At 65.1% G+C, this 13914-nt stretch carries 16 protein-coding genes; all 16 read left to right on the forward strand.

The window, feature by feature from the left end; genetic code table 11:
• The first annotated feature begins 20 nt into the window (after positions 1 to 20).
• The 16 genes from ASE72_RS01965 (at position 21) to ASE72_RS02035 (ending at position 13910) form a co-directional block, all read left to right on the forward strand.
• Positions 21 to 2039 (forward strand): phage terminase large subunit family protein, encoded by a 2019-nt coding sequence (locus ASE72_RS01965; RefSeq protein WP_235532276.1) that lies wholly within the window; start codon positions 21 to 23, stop codon positions 2037 to 2039.
• A gap of 2 nt (positions 2040 to 2041) precedes the next feature.
• Positions 2042 to 2266, forward strand: a complete 225-nt coding sequence (locus ASE72_RS01970; protein WP_056015955.1) for a hypothetical protein — start codon at positions 2042 to 2044, stop codon at positions 2264 to 2266.
• Between the two features lie 71 nt (positions 2267 to 2337).
• Positions 2338 to 3801 (forward strand): phage portal protein, encoded by a 1464-nt coding sequence (locus tag ASE72_RS01975; protein WP_082445727.1) that lies wholly within the window; start codon positions 2338 to 2340, stop codon positions 3799 to 3801.
• Positions 3802 to 5850, forward strand: a complete 2049-nt coding sequence (locus tag ASE72_RS01980) for a ClpP-like prohead protease/major capsid protein fusion protein (protein WP_056015958.1) — start codon at positions 3802 to 3804, stop codon at positions 5848 to 5850.
• A gap of 63 nt (positions 5851 to 5913) precedes the next feature.
• Positions 5914 to 6219 carry a hypothetical protein gene (locus ASE72_RS01985; protein WP_056015960.1) on the forward strand — a complete coding sequence of 102 codons (306 nt, stop codon included), beginning with the start codon at positions 5914 to 5916 and terminating at the stop codon, positions 6217 to 6219.
• Between the two features lie 6 nt (positions 6220 to 6225).
• Positions 6226 to 6558, forward strand: coding sequence for a DUF2190 family protein (locus tag ASE72_RS01990; protein WP_056015964.1), 333 nt, complete (start codon positions 6226 to 6228; stop codon positions 6556 to 6558).
• An 85-nt stretch (positions 6559 to 6643) separates the two neighbouring features.
• On the forward strand, positions 6644 to 6901 hold the full coding sequence (locus tag ASE72_RS01995) for a hypothetical protein (protein WP_056015966.1): 258 nt from the start codon (positions 6644 to 6646) through the stop codon (positions 6899 to 6901).
• 2 nt (positions 6902 to 6903) lie between these two features.
• Entirely contained in the window at positions 6904 to 7221 is a 318-nt protein-coding gene (locus ASE72_RS02000) for a head-tail joining protein (RefSeq protein WP_056015969.1), read from the forward strand.
• Between the two features lie 23 nt (positions 7222 to 7244).
• Positions 7245 to 7874, forward strand: coding sequence for a DUF6441 family protein (locus ASE72_RS02005; RefSeq protein WP_056015972.1), 630 nt, complete (start codon positions 7245 to 7247; stop codon positions 7872 to 7874).
• A gap of 14 nt (positions 7875 to 7888) precedes the next feature.
• Positions 7889 to 8311 (forward strand): hypothetical protein, encoded by a 423-nt coding sequence (locus ASE72_RS02010; RefSeq protein WP_200916146.1) that lies wholly within the window; start codon positions 7889 to 7891, stop codon positions 8309 to 8311.
• Between the two features lie 12 nt (positions 8312 to 8323).
• Positions 8324 to 9295 carry a phage tail tube protein gene (locus tag ASE72_RS02015; protein ID WP_056015978.1) on the forward strand — a complete coding sequence of 324 codons (972 nt, stop codon included), beginning with the start codon at positions 8324 to 8326 and terminating at the stop codon, positions 9293 to 9295.
• A gap of 44 nt (positions 9296 to 9339) precedes the next feature.
• Positions 9340 to 9855 (forward strand): hypothetical protein, encoded by a 516-nt coding sequence (locus ASE72_RS02020; protein WP_156350053.1) that lies wholly within the window; start codon positions 9340 to 9342, stop codon positions 9853 to 9855.
• 32 nt (positions 9856 to 9887) lie between these two features.
• The gene (locus tag ASE72_RS21150) at positions 9888 to 10043 is read left to right on the forward strand and encodes a DUF7697 family protein (RefSeq protein ID WP_443024701.1); all 156 of its coding nucleotides are present in this window, start codon (positions 9888 to 9890) and stop codon (positions 10041 to 10043) included.
• 326 nt (positions 10044 to 10369) lie between these two features.
• The gene (locus tag ASE72_RS02025; RefSeq protein ID WP_162235449.1) at positions 10370 to 12715 is read left to right on the forward strand and encodes a M15 family metallopeptidase; all 2346 of its coding nucleotides are present in this window, start codon (positions 10370 to 10372) and stop codon (positions 12713 to 12715) included.
• On the forward strand, positions 12715 to 13311 hold the full coding sequence (locus ASE72_RS02030) for a hypothetical protein (RefSeq protein ID WP_056015987.1): 597 nt from the start codon (positions 12715 to 12717) through the stop codon (positions 13309 to 13311). Before ASE72_RS02025 ends, ASE72_RS02030 begins: the two co-directional genes overlap by 1 nt.
• Positions 13311 to 13910, forward strand: coding sequence for a hypothetical protein (locus ASE72_RS02035; RefSeq protein WP_056015990.1), 600 nt, complete (start codon positions 13311 to 13313; stop codon positions 13908 to 13910). The genes ASE72_RS02030 and ASE72_RS02035 overlap by 1 nt, the downstream gene beginning before the upstream one ends.
• The last annotated feature ends 4 nt before the right edge of the window (positions 13911 to 13914 follow it).

The raw sequence follows: 13914 nt of genomic DNA on the forward strand, positions 1-13914 counted from the left end.
GGGCCGATCGCTTCCGCAAGCTGGCGCCTGAGGCTGGCTCTACGTCGGGCGATTGGTCGACCCGGACAGTGGAGATTGCGCGCGGGCCGATGCTCGCAGTGACCGAGCTCGGCGTCGAGACGATCACCGGCATGGTCTGCACGCAGCTGATGAAGACGGCGCTCATCGAGAACGCAGTCGGCTTCTTCGTTCACCTCGACCCCGCACCAATGCTCATCGTGCAGCCCAAGGAGGCGGCTGCCGAGCAGTTCTCGAAGGAGCGGATCACCCCGCTCATTCGTGCCACGCCCGTCTTGCGCAAGCTGATCGGCACCAAGAAGACGAGATCGGCCGAAGAGACGCTTTTGTATAAGGCGTTTCCCGGCGGCTTCCTCGCTCTCGCCGGCGCTGGCAGTCCGGACAACCTGGCGCGTCGTCCGGTCAAGAGGGTGTTCTGCGACGAGACCGACAAATATCCGATCACCCGCGAAGGTGACCCGATCGGTCTCGCTGACGAGCGCATGGCAACCTACGTCGGGTCGCTATCGGTTCGGGTCTGCTCGCCCACGATCGAGGGCGAAAGCCTGATCGAAAGCAGCTACCTCGAGGGGGATCAGCGGCAGGCCTCAGTAGAATGTCCGGAATGCGGGCATCGCAACTTCCTCGACTTCTTCAAGCACATCAACTGGGACAAGGACTACGACGAGGACGGCAACGTCACCGCGCATTATCCTCGAACAGCGCAGGTACTTTGTGAAGAATGCGGATGCGGGTGGAGCGAAGGCCAGCGCCTGACCGCGCTGGGCACAATCCGGTGGCATCAGACCAAGCGTTTCCGCTGCTGCGGTAAGCACGTCGACCCGCTGTTGGCGTACGCGGCGGCATGGAAAGCTGATCCGGATTCTGATGCAGTCGCCCTTACGTGGGACTGGTGGGAGGGACCACGTCATGCGGTGTACCGGGCGCGCTGCCCGGACTGCGGGACATGGCCGGTGCCGAACGAGCACGCTAGCTTCACCGCCGGCAAGGTGTTCAGCCCCTGGCCGAACGACGCGCCGCCCAAGATCGCGGCGAAGTGGCTCGCCAGCAAGAACGATCCCGACAAACGGGTGAAGTTCGACAACACCCAGCTGGGCAAGCCGCATAAGCGGTCGTCGTCGAAGGAGGTCGTTGCCGAACTTCTCGCTGCGCGCGCGGAAAACTGGGCGGCGGAAGTCCCCGACGGCGTCGGCGTTATCACGGTCGGCGGCGATACGCAGGATGACCGTGTCGAGCTCGAGTTCGTCGGTTGGGGCGCGAACGAGGAAAGCTGGTCTCTGCAGTATGTCGTCGTCGAGGGCGACACCTCGAAGAAGGCAACGTGGGACGAAGTCGACCGCCAGCTACTGCGGACATTCAAGCGTGCCGATGGTCGCGAATTTGCAGTCGACGCGACGTGCATCGACTCCGGCGGTCACCGCGCCAAGGAGGTCTACGAGTTCTCGAAGGCCCGGCTCGGCCGCAAAGTTTGGGCAACGAAGGGTGCATCTGACCGGACTGGCAAACGATCGCCGTTATGGCCGACCGTCAAACCGAGCAACCGGACCCGGACCACGTTCAAGCCGATCATCATCGGCGTCAATTCCGCGAAAGACACGTTGCGGGCGCGGCTCACATTCACCGATCCCGGGCCGGGCTACATGCACTTCAGCACCAAGCGCGAGCTGGCTTGGTACGAGCAACTGACCGCGGAACGTCTTGTCCCAAAGGTCGCCAGTGGCCGGGTCTACCAGGTCTGGGACTGCCCAAAGGGCAAGGCAAACGAGGCAACCGATTGTCGCGTCAACGCCATGGCTGCGCTGGCCGGTCTTCTCCAGCTTGGGATGAAGCTGAACATGGTTGTTGCAGCGGCCTCGACCGATCCGGAAGTCGCTCAGGCGGTAGCGAAGCAAAAAGCCGAAGAACGCGCCGCGAAGCCGAAGCCGGAATGGCTCTCGACGAGCGCCGATCAAACCCGCGAGCCAACTCCCAAGGCCAAGCGGATCAAAACGAACCCGTTCACCAGCAACCGAAGGAGGTAGGCATGGCATATCAGCAATCCGACCTCGACAAGCTGCACCAGTCGTTGCTGGCTGTTGCCATGGGCGCGCAGAAGGTGCGCTTCGCCGACGGACGCGAGACGACTTTCCAATCGGTCGAGGCAGTCACCGCGGCGATCGCCGTCGTTGAGGCGCAGATCAAGATGCAGGCCAGCGCCGCAAGTGGCGTGCTGCGTCGCCGCGTCCCCTACTACCGCAGCGGGCTCTGACCTTGTCGGATCGTACCTTAATCGATCGGCTGTTTCGCCGGCAGTCGCAGCAGGTCACGCCTTCCACGCCAGTGGCACCAAAGCAACGCATCGCGCGCGGTCGCGGCGCGCGGGCAGAGTATGACGGTGCAACCTTCGGGCGGCGTTCGGCGGGGTGGCGGCGCACGCAGCGGGACGCGAATGGCGAGCTATCGCCGGCGGTCACCGCAGCACTTCGGGGCATCGCTCGCGACCTCGTCCGGAACAATCCGTTCGCAGCGCGGGGCGTCGCGACAATCGCAAACAACCTCGTCGGCACCGGCATCACGTTTCAGGTCTACCGCAACGGCGTCATCGACGACCGGCTAAACAAGATCGCGCGAAGGCACTTCGACACGAAGTCGTGCGATTCCAGCGGCCGGCATGATCTCTATGGCCTGCAGCTTCAGGCAGCGCGCACTATCGTGGAAAGTGGTGCGGTCGTGCTTCGCCGCCGCTGGCGCCGCATGTCCGACCGGCTGCCCCTGCCCTTTCAGATGCAGGTGCTTGAGCCTGACTATATCGACCCGTCGAAGCATGGTCCGCTGGCCGCGGCCCCGGGCGCCAATGGCGGCTTCCTGATCAACGGCGTCCAGTTCACGCCGATCGGCGCGCGCGAGGGGTACTGGCTGTACAACGGCCACCCTGGCAGCGGTCGAACGACGTCGCTGGGCTCGACCTTTATTCCTGCCGTGGACATCGCTCACGTCTTCCGCGCTGACCGGCCGGAGATGGAGCACGGTGCGACTTGGCTTGCACCGATCGTGCTACGAATGAAGGACTTCGCGGACTTCGAAGACGCGCAGCTGACCCGGCAGAAGCTCGCGTCCGCTTTCGTGGGCGTCGTCACCGGCGATGATGACGGCAATGCGATTCCCGGCATCGCGACCGATGACGCTGTCGAGGACCGCGAGCCGCTCGATTATGTCGAACCCGGCACGTTCCAGTATCTTCGGCCTGGCGAGGAGGTGTCGTTCTCGTCGCCCCCCGGCGTCGATGGCTATGCCGACTATACCAAGGTCTCGCTGCGCGCCGTCGCGGCGGGCCTCGGCGTTCCGTACGAGGCGCTGACCGGCGACTTGTCGAACGTGAACTTCTCGTCCGGCCGCATGGGTTGGCTCGAATACCAGCGATCGCTTGCGACGTGGCAGTGGACGATGTTCATTCCCCAGTTCTGTGACTCTGTCGCCGCGTGGATGATCGATGCGCTGATCATGGTCGGCGAGGACGTCGAAGGTGTCACGGTCCGGTGGACCCCGCCCGGTCGGGCGATGATCAACCCGTCGGACGAAGTGAAGGCCAACCGGGATGCAATTCGGTCCGGCCAGATGACGATCTCGCAGGCGGCGCGCGAGCGCGGCGAGGATCCCGACACGTTCCTCGCCGAATGGAAGGCTGATGCCGAGAAGATCGACGCGCTCGGCCTGATCTTCGATTCCGATCCGCGCCACGTCACGGCGGTCGGCAACCCGGCGGCGCCAGCCGCATCCACCAATGGCGCAGCCCAGGGGGCCTGAATGTCTGAAATCCTCATCTATGGGATCGTCGGCGATAGCTGGGACGGTCTCGACGCGAAAACGCTCGTCCCGCTGATCTCCGCGGGATCGGATGACCTCGACGTCCGGATCAATTCGCCCGGCGGCTACGTCATGGAAGGTCTCGCCATCTTCAACGCGCTCGCCCGCGCAAAGCAGGGCGGCCGCAAGATTACCGTGCACATCGACGGCCTGGCCGCGTCGATGGCGTCGACGATCGCGATGGTCGGCGACGAGATCATCATGGCCGACAATTCTTTGATGATGATTCACAATCCCTGGGATTGCGCCTGCGGCGACGCGAAGGAGCTTCGCGCTGCTGCCGACCAGTTGGATCGCATTCGTGACCAGCTGGTCGGCATCTATTCCGGCCAGACGGGGCTCGCCGCCGAAGACCTCATTTCCATGCTCGATGCCGAGACGTGGATGACGGCGACCGAGGCCCTCGCTCAAAACTTCATCACGTCGATCAGCAGCGCGATCACCGCGTCCGCCGCGATCAACGTCAAAGCATTCGGGTTCCGCAAGGCCCCCGATAGCCCGCTCATCACCACGTCGGCGATGGCGAGCGCACACCGGACGGCACCCGCCGCTCCCCTACCCAACCAGGAGACGACTATGTCCGAGCAGGACAAAAAGCCGGCGGGCGAGCAGAAGCCGGCCGAGACCATCACCCCCGCAGATGCGCAGGCGCGTATCGACACTGCGGTCGCATCCGAGCGCGCCCGCGTCGGTGGCATCCGCGCGCTTGGCACGAAGCACGGCATGACGAACGAGTTCGTCGACGAGCTCGTGAACGGCGACACCACGCTCGCCGTCGCGCGCGAGAAGATCCTCGACAAGCTCGCCGAGGGCGGTGACGCGGCCAACGTCGGCCACAACAGCCCGGCGCGCGTGACCGTCGATCAGCGCGAGAAGTTTCGGGAAGGCGCCACCAACTGGCTGCTCGTCAAGGCGGGCGTCGCCCACCTCGTCGAGAAGGCAGCGGCTCTGCGCGGCGAAACCGTAAAGATCGATCCAGGTGAGTTCCGCGGCGTCCGCAACGTCGATCTGGCACGCGAGTCGCTCGCCAACATCGGCATGAACGTCACGTCGCGCGATCCCGACGCGATCGTTCGCGAGGCGATGAGCCCGCGCGCAGCCGTGATCACGCAAACGACCAGCGACTTCCCCGTCCTGTTCGAGAACGCGATCCACCGGACGCTTCAGGCAGCCTATGCCACGACGCCGGATACGTGGTCGCGCTTTGCCGGCACCGGCACCGTGACCGACTTCCGTCTGCACACCCGCTATCTGCGCGGCACTTTCGGCGCGCTCGATCAGGTCAACGAGGCCGGCGAATTCAAGGACAAGCCGATCCCCGATCTGGCGAAGGAGCTGATCAAGGCGAAGACCGTCGGCAACATGATCAACCTGTCGCGGCAGATGATCGTGAACGACGACATGGACATCTTCTCGGGCCTCGCAGTCGACCTCGGTCGCGCCGCCAAGCTCACCATCGAGATCGATGTCTATGCGCTGCTGAACAGCAACCCGCTGATGAACGACGGCTTCGCGCTGTTCTCGTCGCAGCACGGCAATCTCGCTGCGGCTGGGGCGATCCCGAGTGTCGCATCGTTCGACGCGATCGACGTCGCCATGGCGTCGCAGAAAGATCTCTCGGGCAACGAGTATCTGGAGATCTCGCCGAACACGCTGCTCGTACCGCGTGGCCTGCGCGGTGCGGCCGTGACGATCAACGGCAGCGAGTATGACCCCGATGCCGTGTCGAAACTGCAGAAGCCCAACATCGTGAAGGGCCTGTTCGCCGATATCGTTGCCAGCAAGCGCCTCGCCGGCACTGCATACTATGCGTTCGCCGATCCGAACGTCGCGCCAGCAATCGAGGTGGTGTTCCTCAACGGCGTCACCGAGCCGTTCACCGACAGCCAGGACGGCTGGCGCGTGGATGGCGTCGAGTGGAAGGTCCGCCATGATTACGGCGTCGGCGCCGTGAACTGGCGCTCCGCGTACAAGCAGCCGGGCGCCTGAACGCCGCCCTTTGACGGATGAGGGGCGCGGCGCGCGCCGCCCCCTCCATTCTGGAGATACCCGATGAAATTCCTGAGCCTCCTGACTGCCGCCTATGTCGGCGGCAGTCTCCGGCACCCCCATGAGGGTGTCCTGCATGTCGACGACAACGAAGCCGACAAGCTCGTCGCCGACGGCGTCGCGACCGACGTGTCCGACGACTTCACCGCCAAGCAGGACAAGGCCGCGCCCGTCGAGACGAACACCGCACCAGGCGGGACGACGGACGCTGCCGAGCCTGTGAACCCGCATCAGGCCGAGGTCGCCCCCCAGGCTGCTGAGACCGAAGCCAAGCCGACGCGCCGCAAGGCCGCGGCAGACAAGGAGTAAGCCGAGATGGCACGCAACTACGTCCAGCAGGGTCAGACCCTCACCCTCATCGCCCCGCGCACCGTCGCGTCGGGCTCGGGCATCCTCGTCGGTGCGATCTTTGCCGTTGCCCTTGCCGATGCCGCGGCCGGCCAGCCCGTCGAAGCTCGTCGCGTCGAAGTGTTCGACCTTGCGAAGGCGACCGGCGCGTGGACCCAAGGCCAGAAGGTCTATTGGGACAATACCGCGTTCAACGTCACCACCACGGCCACCAACAACACGCTGATCGGCGCCGCGACGCAGGCGCAGGCCAGCGCCGACACCGTCGGCCGCGTGCTGTTGACCGGTCAGGTCGCCTAACACCCGGGCTCCGCTACCTCCCTTTGCCCGGTGCACCTGGGCGGCGTGACAGTGTTGCGCCGCCCCCCTTTGCTGGAGATCAGCGATGAAGAAGATCTATTTGATCGGCGCGGCGATGGTCGGCACAAAACTGCGCTATCCGTCCGACGGCGTGATCGAGACTTCGCCAGAGCAGGCGGATGACCTCGTCAAGGCGGGGCTTGCCCGCGTCGACGACCTCGACTCGTTGAAGGTCGACGAGCTCCGCGCCATCGCCCTTGCCGAGTCCGTATCCGTCGGTCCTGCGGTGCTGAAGGACGACCTGATCGCCGCGATACGCGCGCGCCGGCAGAACAAGGCCTGATCATGGACCCGTTCGCCGCGGCGCTGGACGTCCTGTTCTACGCGCCAGGCTCGGACGAGGCATTCTATACGCCGCGAGGTGGCGCGGAACGACCTGACCCGATCCGCGTGATCCGCGGGCAGCCGGACAGAGAAATCGGTTTCGGCGGCCAGCAGGTCGTCGAGGGCACGAACGTCTTCGAGATACGCAAGTCTGACGTCGCTGATCCTCAGCGTGGCGCGATCGTCAGGATCGGCGCCGTCCGCTTCAAGTTGCTCGGCGAAGCAATGACTGACGTCGAAGGCCTGTCATCCACCATTGGCGGAAGCCAGGTCGCGTGAGGATTGATGTCGGGGTGTCCGACATGAAGAAGCTCATGGACGGCATAGAAGGCGACATCGCGGGCGCATCGACCGGCGCAATGCGCGACACGACCACCCGCGCCAAGCAAGAGCTTCGCGAACAGATCACATCTTCTGGCCTCGGCACGCGGCTGGCGAACACCTGGCAGGACAAGGTGTATCCGCTGAAGCGCAACAGCCTCACTCCGGGCGGATATATCTGGTCGAACGCGCCAGACATTATTGATGCATTCACCCGCGGCGCGACGATCGCACCGACCGGCGGTCGCAAGTTTCTGTGGATCCCGACCAGGTCCGTTCCTCGGGCTCGGGGCAGCGGTCGCGCTACTTCAACCAGGCGCATGAACCCCGAGCAGGTGCAGGCAGAGTTCAATCAGGAATTCGTCCTGCGCAAAGGCAAGGCCGGCCGATGGCTGGCTTTCATCGCGCAGAACCGGGGTGAGACGAAGCGGGGCGCGCTGCGCAAGGTCCGCAAAGGGCGGATCGGTCACGGCGCAAAGCAGGAGCTGATCCTCATGTTCACGCTCGTTCCCTCTGTACGGATGCCGAAGCTGCTCGACCTGAACGCGGTCGCCGGTCGGTGGGAAGCTCGGTTCGAGAGCGAGTTCACCAAACGAATGGGCGCGCTGTGAGCAAGAGACTGGACGTGCTGAAGGCGCTGAAGCTGCTCACTGCGGTCGCCGTGCCTCTAGCTGAGGTCGTCGCCCTGGATGGAGAAGAGGCGGCGCCGGCGCGCATCCCCCCGAACGGCCGCATCGTCATCCGCACCGGCGACCCGGGCGAGCCAGAGATCGACCTCAGCCCCCTCGCTTACAACTGGTCCCACCGTATCCCGATCGAGTTCGTCGCCGTCGAGACGCCCACGCTGACCAGCGAGGAAGCGCTCGACGCCATGCTGGTGAGGTTCGGCGCCGCGATCGCCGCTGACCGTCAGCTTGGTGGCCTCTGCGACTGGCTCGGCATCGCCGCGCCGGGAACCGAAGACATCTACACCGATGGTGCGGAGCCGCCCCGCGGTGCCGAGCTCGTGCTCACCGCCACCTACGTCACCGATTCCGAACTGTCCTGAAGGAGAAGCCGAATGGCCGTCGCCCCTACCCGCGCCCGCGGCTCTAACGCCCGGGTCGTCGCTGCATTCGAGACCACGCCCGGCATCGTGCCAGGCAGCACCGACCCGTGGTTCAATGTGCCGCTGGTCAGCCACTCGTTGGGCGAAGAGCGCCCCCTGATCGAAAGCGATCTGCTCGGCACCGGCCGCGAAATGCAGGATCCCACCCCCGACGTCGCGACCAACGATGGCGACATCGTCGTGCCCGTCGACGTCCGCAACTTTGGCCGCTGGCTGCGCCTGTTCTTCGGCGATCCGACCGTCACCGGTGCGTCCGGCACATACACGCACGTGTTCAAATCCGGTGCGGTCACGCTGCCATCGATGTCGATCGAGGTCGGCGCACCCGAAGTGCCGGCATTCTCGGTCAACCGCGGCGCGCGCGGCAACCAGCTGCGGATCTCGCTCGCGCGATCGGGGCTGCTCAACGCGACCTGCAGCCTGATCTGCATCGGGGAAACCGTGCCAGTCGCCGCGACCGTCGGCGCTGCCAGCCCCGCGTCGCTCGCCACGACTCGCTTTCCGGAGGCGGTCGGGTTCGTCCGGAAGGACGGCCAAGTGCTGGGTAGCGTCGTCGGCGCAGACTTCTCGTTCTCGAACAACCTGGAAAAGGTCGAGACGATCCAACCGGACGGGCGCATCGAGGACAGTGACCCCGGCATGGCGCAGATGTCCGGATCGGTGAACGTCCGCTTCAAGGACCGCGTTCTGCTCGACGCAGCGACCGCGCAGCCGCCCACGCCGATGGAATTGGCCTTCGGCTGGCAGTTCGGCGCGTTCAGTCTCGTCTTCCTCGTCGGCCGCGTGTTTATGCCGCAGGCGAAGAAGCCGGTGACCGGCCCGAACGGCATCATGCAGTCGTTCAACTGGCAGTCGTCGAAGGCGGCGTCCGGCAACTCGGTCGTGGTCACGCTGATCAACGACGTCCCGTCCTACGTCGCCTGATGCTTCTCGTCCGCAAACCCCAAGGTCCCGTCTGGACCCCTGTCATGGGCGCCGAGGTGCTCTTCGCGCCAATCGATCGCTCGATGCTGATGCGGGCGCGCCGCGCCGCGCGCACCGTATCGGCATCCGAGCCTGATGATGACGGAAATTCGGCGCTCGATATGCTCGAGGAAATGGGTGACGCAATGAGCCGCGCCCTGATCACCGAGGGCGCTCAGGATTGGCGCGGGGTCTGCCTCATGGCGGATGAAAGCGACGATGGCGCCGGCGAGTCGCTCGCCTTCTCCGCGGACAATCTTGCGATGGCTTTGGCGGATCCCGTCACCTTCGAGGCGTTTGACGCCGCGTACGTCGTCCCGTTCGTCACCGCGGAACGCGAGCGGGAAGAGCCGGGAAACGCCTTCGCCGCCTCTCCGAATGGCACTGGGGCGGCGGCGATGCCGGACAGCGATACTGCCAGCAAGCCTGCGCCGCGGAAACGGGGCGCCGGTGCAACGAATGCCCGTACATCGTCGACGAGCCGCAAACGGAATCCGAAGAAGGTGTCTGGCGCGTCCTGACCGCTTGCGACCGCCAATTGCGGTCAGGCCCGATGGGTGCGCCCATAGGCCTCGACTTCGGCGCGATCATGACGATGGGCACCGCCTTGAAAGCCGACCTCGCGCTGCTGGCTGACGTTATGCCCGCAGTCGAGCCGATCATCATCGACAACCTGTCCGGCCAAGAGCCCGACAATTTCAGCGAATAGGAGGTCCGATGGCACGTCAGATCGCTATTCGTCTCGGCACCGAGGGCAAGGCGCAGGTCGTCGCCGACCTCGACGCCATCGGTTCGACCGGTGACGCCGCATTCAGCCGCCTGGCGAAGTCGGCTGTAAAGGCCGGACGCGACGCCGATGCCGCGATGGAATTCGCTAACAAGCAGGCGTCGAAACTCGCGGCCCTCCTGCCGGGGCTCAACCCGACCAAGCTGGATATGGCTGCGGGCGTGCGCGACGGCATCGGCAAGAGCGCGGAATCGTCTGCGGCGGTCTTCGAGGCGGCCTATGCAAAAATGGAGGCACGCGCCGTAGCGTTGCGCGCGGCGATCGATCCCGCGTTCGGTGCGCAGCAGCGTTTCGATAAGGAGATGGCGGAAGCCCGCACCCTGATCAGCGCCGGCGCCATCTCGCTCGACGACTATGTTGCCAAGCTGCGGCAGGAGCAGGCTGCGCTCGACGCGGTATCGGTCGGCCATGGCCGTGCCGGTAACTCGGCGGGCGCGCAGCGCGCTGCGATGCAGGGCCTGAGCTACCAGCTGCAGGACACGTTCACCCAGATCAGCATGGGTACGAACGTCCTGCAGGTGTTCGCCATTCAGGGCGGCCAGGTGGCAGGCCAGTTTTCCAGCCTCGAAGGCCGCGCCGGTGATTTCGCTCGGTTCATGATCGGACCATGGGGCCTCGCGCTGACGGCAGCCGCGCTCGTGCTCGGGCCGCTGGTCGGCAAGCTGTTCGATTTCAGCAACGCAATCGAGGACGGCGTCGACAAGCTGAAGAAGGACGCGACCGAGACCGAGAACACCCGGATCGCGAAGGAGCGCTTTGCCCGATCGGCGGAAGGCGTCGCCGCGGCGATCCGCGAGCAGTCGGACGAGCTCGGCAAATCGGCGATCCAGGAACGTTCGGCGGCCGAGCGCGCGAACATCCTCGCCAAGGTCAATCTGCAGCGGGTCATGAGCATCCGCGCCGTCACCGCGGCGCTGCTCGAGCAGGCGATCGCGCAAGAGAGCGTAGACCGGCAGCGGTCGCAGGGCACCGGCCAGCGCGGAGAGCTTGGCACTTTGGCCCTGACCGAATCGAGCGGTCGCGTTGCGGGCTTGCGCCAGCAGCTGGAGGCCAACCAGAAGCAGATCGACGCGGCAGCGAAAAACCTGAACCTGACCCGCGTTGATCTGGCAACCGAAAGCGCAGCGCGGTCGAACGACGCGTCAGCGCGCATCGCCAGGCAGTATAAGGACCAGGCGGACGGCGCGCGCGCCGCGGCCCGTGCCAGGGTCAAGGCTGGTGAGGACGTCGGCGCCTCCCTGACGCGCGAACTGGCGCAGATCGACAAGAACCGGATCGCCGCACTGAAGGCCGAATCGGACAAGGTCTCGGCATCGCGTGAGACCGTTCGCCAGTACGGCCGCGAGGTCACCTCATCGCAGGCCTCGGCGATCGCGCGGGCGGCTGGCCTGCAAGTGAACAGCGCCGACCGCAGCACCGCGCGTCAGCAGCAGCTGTATGACGACTGGATTGCCAAGGGGAAGCCGAAGGAGAACCCGGTCGCGAGGCCGGGGACGAGCGCGCACGAGCGCGGCAATGCGCTCGATATCCAGTTTCAGGCAGGCGTGACCGCGAAGAAGATCCGCGACGCGTTCGCCGCGGAAGGCGTGCGCCTGACCAAGGTCTTTGCCGAGACAGGGCACTGGCATGTGGAATGGGCACGCACGGCGGCCCAGCGGACCGCTGCGACCGATGCCGCCAAGGAAACGCGCGATCTCGCCAAGGCCAATCGCGAGCTCGATAGCGATCTTGCGGACGTCGTGAATCAGTTCGACCCGGCGCGCGCCGCGGCGGACGCCTACCAGGCGACGCTGGCGAAAATCGCCGCACTCGTTTCCAGCGGCAGGCTCAATCCGGCAGAGGCGGGCGACTTCCGGCTCGCCGCGATGCATGATCAGCAGACCAAGCGCGCCGAGGCGCAGCTTGCCCAGTTCAAGGTTTTGTTCGGCAACGAAGACCCCCTTGCGGAGACGATCGCCAGCTACAATCGCGAGCGCGACCTTCAACTCGAGGCGCGCACCGAGGATTATGATCGGCGCAAGGACGGGATCCGCGACCTTGCAAGCTATTACCGCGACGCAATGACCGGCGGGACCAAGTCGATCATGGATATGTTCCGGCAACGCGGGCTCGATGCTATCGCCGAGATGCTGGCTAAGTGGACGCTCGGCCAGGGCGGCGCGGGCGGCGGCGGCCTGCTCGGCTCGTTCGCCAAGCTGTTCCGTGGTGGTTCCGCGATCGCGGGTAGCTCATTCGCCGGTGCCGATCTCAATGTCGTCACCATCAGCGCCATGGGCTCGACCAATCTGCCGAAGCTGGCGTCGGGCACCGAATATTGGTCCGGCGGCACCGCGCTTCTCGGCGAACATGGCCCGGAGCGGGCGTGGCTGCCCAAGGGCACGCGCGTTACGCCAGCGGGAGCGACAGGACGAATTGACGGCGCTGGAATGCGCGGCGGCGACAAGCACTACTATTTCAGTGGGAACCTGATGACCCCCGAATTTTGGGCACAGATTCAAGCAGGCGATGACGGCGCGGCCGTGCGCGGTGCCGCGGGCGGCAGCCAGATGGCGCAGCGCGAAGTCTCGCGACAGCAGAGCCGGGTGCTTGCGTAATGGCGATCGCGTTGCCAACCACGCCGAACCTGAAGTCGGCCACCCCTCGTCCTATGGATTTCGGGACTTGGCAAACTCCCGACGGGGGCGGCCCTGCACAGCGGCTCGAGCGGGGCGGCAGCCGCTTCGCTATGGACGCAGTGACGCCTGGCCTGAAGCCTGAGCCCGACAGCCGGATATGGGTCTCGCGATTGCTGCAAGGCATCAGCGGCCTCGTCATCATGCCCTTCCCGCAACCGGGTATCGTGATCGGCAACCCCGGTTCGCCCGTCGTCGATGGCGCCGGCCAGGCAGGCCAGACAATTTCCGTGCGAGGCTTTGCCGCGGGGTATACCATCCGCGAGGGACAATTCTTCAGCGTCATCATCGCGGGGCGGCGTTACCTTTATGCTGTCGTCGCCGATCGGATCGCTGACGCGAGCGGCCGGGCACTGCTCCCGCTCTGGCCCGCCCTGCGCGTTTCGCCGGGGAATGGCGCCATCTGCGAGTTCGCCGCGCCGATGATCGAAGGCGCCCTCTCCGGCAACGAGAAGGGCTGGACGCATGTCATCGCCCGCACGCAAGGCTTGAACTTCACCATCACCGAGGTCGAATAATGGCTGAGCTATCGCCCGCCATGCAGGTCGCGCTGGCGTCGACCGTCGTGCGCCTATTCGGTGCCGTACAAATCGATTTTCCAGAATATAGTCTCAAGCTTATCGATGCCCCCGCAGCGTTCAAATCCGCACCATGGGACGGCTTTCTCGCTCGTGACCCGGTATTCGGCGTTCTTGGCGGGGTCGATAGTATTTCCGACGGGTCTGGAGACGAGGCGCCCGGTATCAGCCTGACCCTTCTGCCATCGTCTGCGACCGCAGCTGGCAACCTCGTGGCGGCGAACATGCAAGGCTCGCGCACTCGCTGCTGGCTCGGCGTTGTCGATGCCGCGACCGGGATTGTCGTTCCCGATCCTATGCTCGTTTTCGACGGCGTCCTTGACGTTGCGACGCTGAACTGGGGCAACAAGAAGCGCACCGTCGATTACGACATCGTCTCAGTCTTCGAACGGTTTTTCGATCTGGAAGAAGGTATTCGTCTGTCCGACAGCTGGCTGCAAAGTGTCTGGCCCGGAGCACTTGGCCTATCCTTTGTGACCGGTGTTACCCAGACGGTGCCATGGGGCACTAATAACCTTGGATCGGTGGTAACAAAGTGAGATC

Source organism: Sphingomonas sp. Leaf20 (assembly GCF_001421535.1).
In the GTDB taxonomy this organism is placed as follows: Bacteria; Pseudomonadota; Alphaproteobacteria; order Sphingomonadales; family Sphingomonadaceae; genus Sphingomonas.

Bases quoted from the DNA above. Each gene is read 5' to 3' on its own strand.
- ASE72_RS01970 (WP_056015955.1), top strand. From the start codon at position 2,042: ATGGCATATCAGCAATCCGACCTCGACAAGCTGCACCAGTCGTTGCTG.
- ASE72_RS21150 (WP_443024701.1), top strand. From the start codon at position 9,888: ATGGGTGCGCCCATAGGCCTCGACTTCGGCGCGATCATGACGATGGGC.
- ASE72_RS01990 (WP_056015964.1), top strand. From the start codon at position 6,226: ATGGCACGCAACTACGTCCAGCAGGGTCAGACCCTCACCCTCATCGCC.
- ASE72_RS01985 (WP_056015960.1), top strand. From the start codon at position 5,914: ATGAAATTCCTGAGCCTCCTGACTGCCGCCTATGTCGGCGGCAGTCTC.
- ASE72_RS01995 (WP_056015966.1), top strand. From the start codon at position 6,644: ATGAAGAAGATCTATTTGATCGGCGCGGCGATGGTCGGCACAAAACTG.
- ASE72_RS02005 (WP_056015972.1), top strand. From the start codon at position 7,245: ATGAAGAAGCTCATGGACGGCATAGAAGGCGACATCGCGGGCGCATCG.
- ASE72_RS02030 (WP_056015987.1), top strand. From the start codon at position 12,715: ATGGCGATCGCGTTGCCAACCACGCCGAACCTGAAGTCGGCCACCCCT.
- ASE72_RS02020 (WP_156350053.1), top strand. From the start codon at position 9,340: ATGGGCGCCGAGGTGCTCTTCGCGCCAATCGATCGCTCGATGCTGATG.
- ASE72_RS01980 (WP_056015958.1), top strand. From the start codon at position 3,802: ATGTCTGAAATCCTCATCTATGGGATCGTCGGCGATAGCTGGGACGGT.
- ASE72_RS02000 (WP_056015969.1), top strand. From the start codon at position 6,904: ATGGACCCGTTCGCCGCGGCGCTGGACGTCCTGTTCTACGCGCCAGGC.
- ASE72_RS02035 (WP_056015990.1), top strand. From the start codon at position 13,311: ATGGCTGAGCTATCGCCCGCCATGCAGGTCGCGCTGGCGTCGACCGTC.
- ASE72_RS02015 (WP_056015978.1), top strand. From the start codon at position 8,324: ATGGCCGTCGCCCCTACCCGCGCCCGCGGCTCTAACGCCCGGGTCGTC.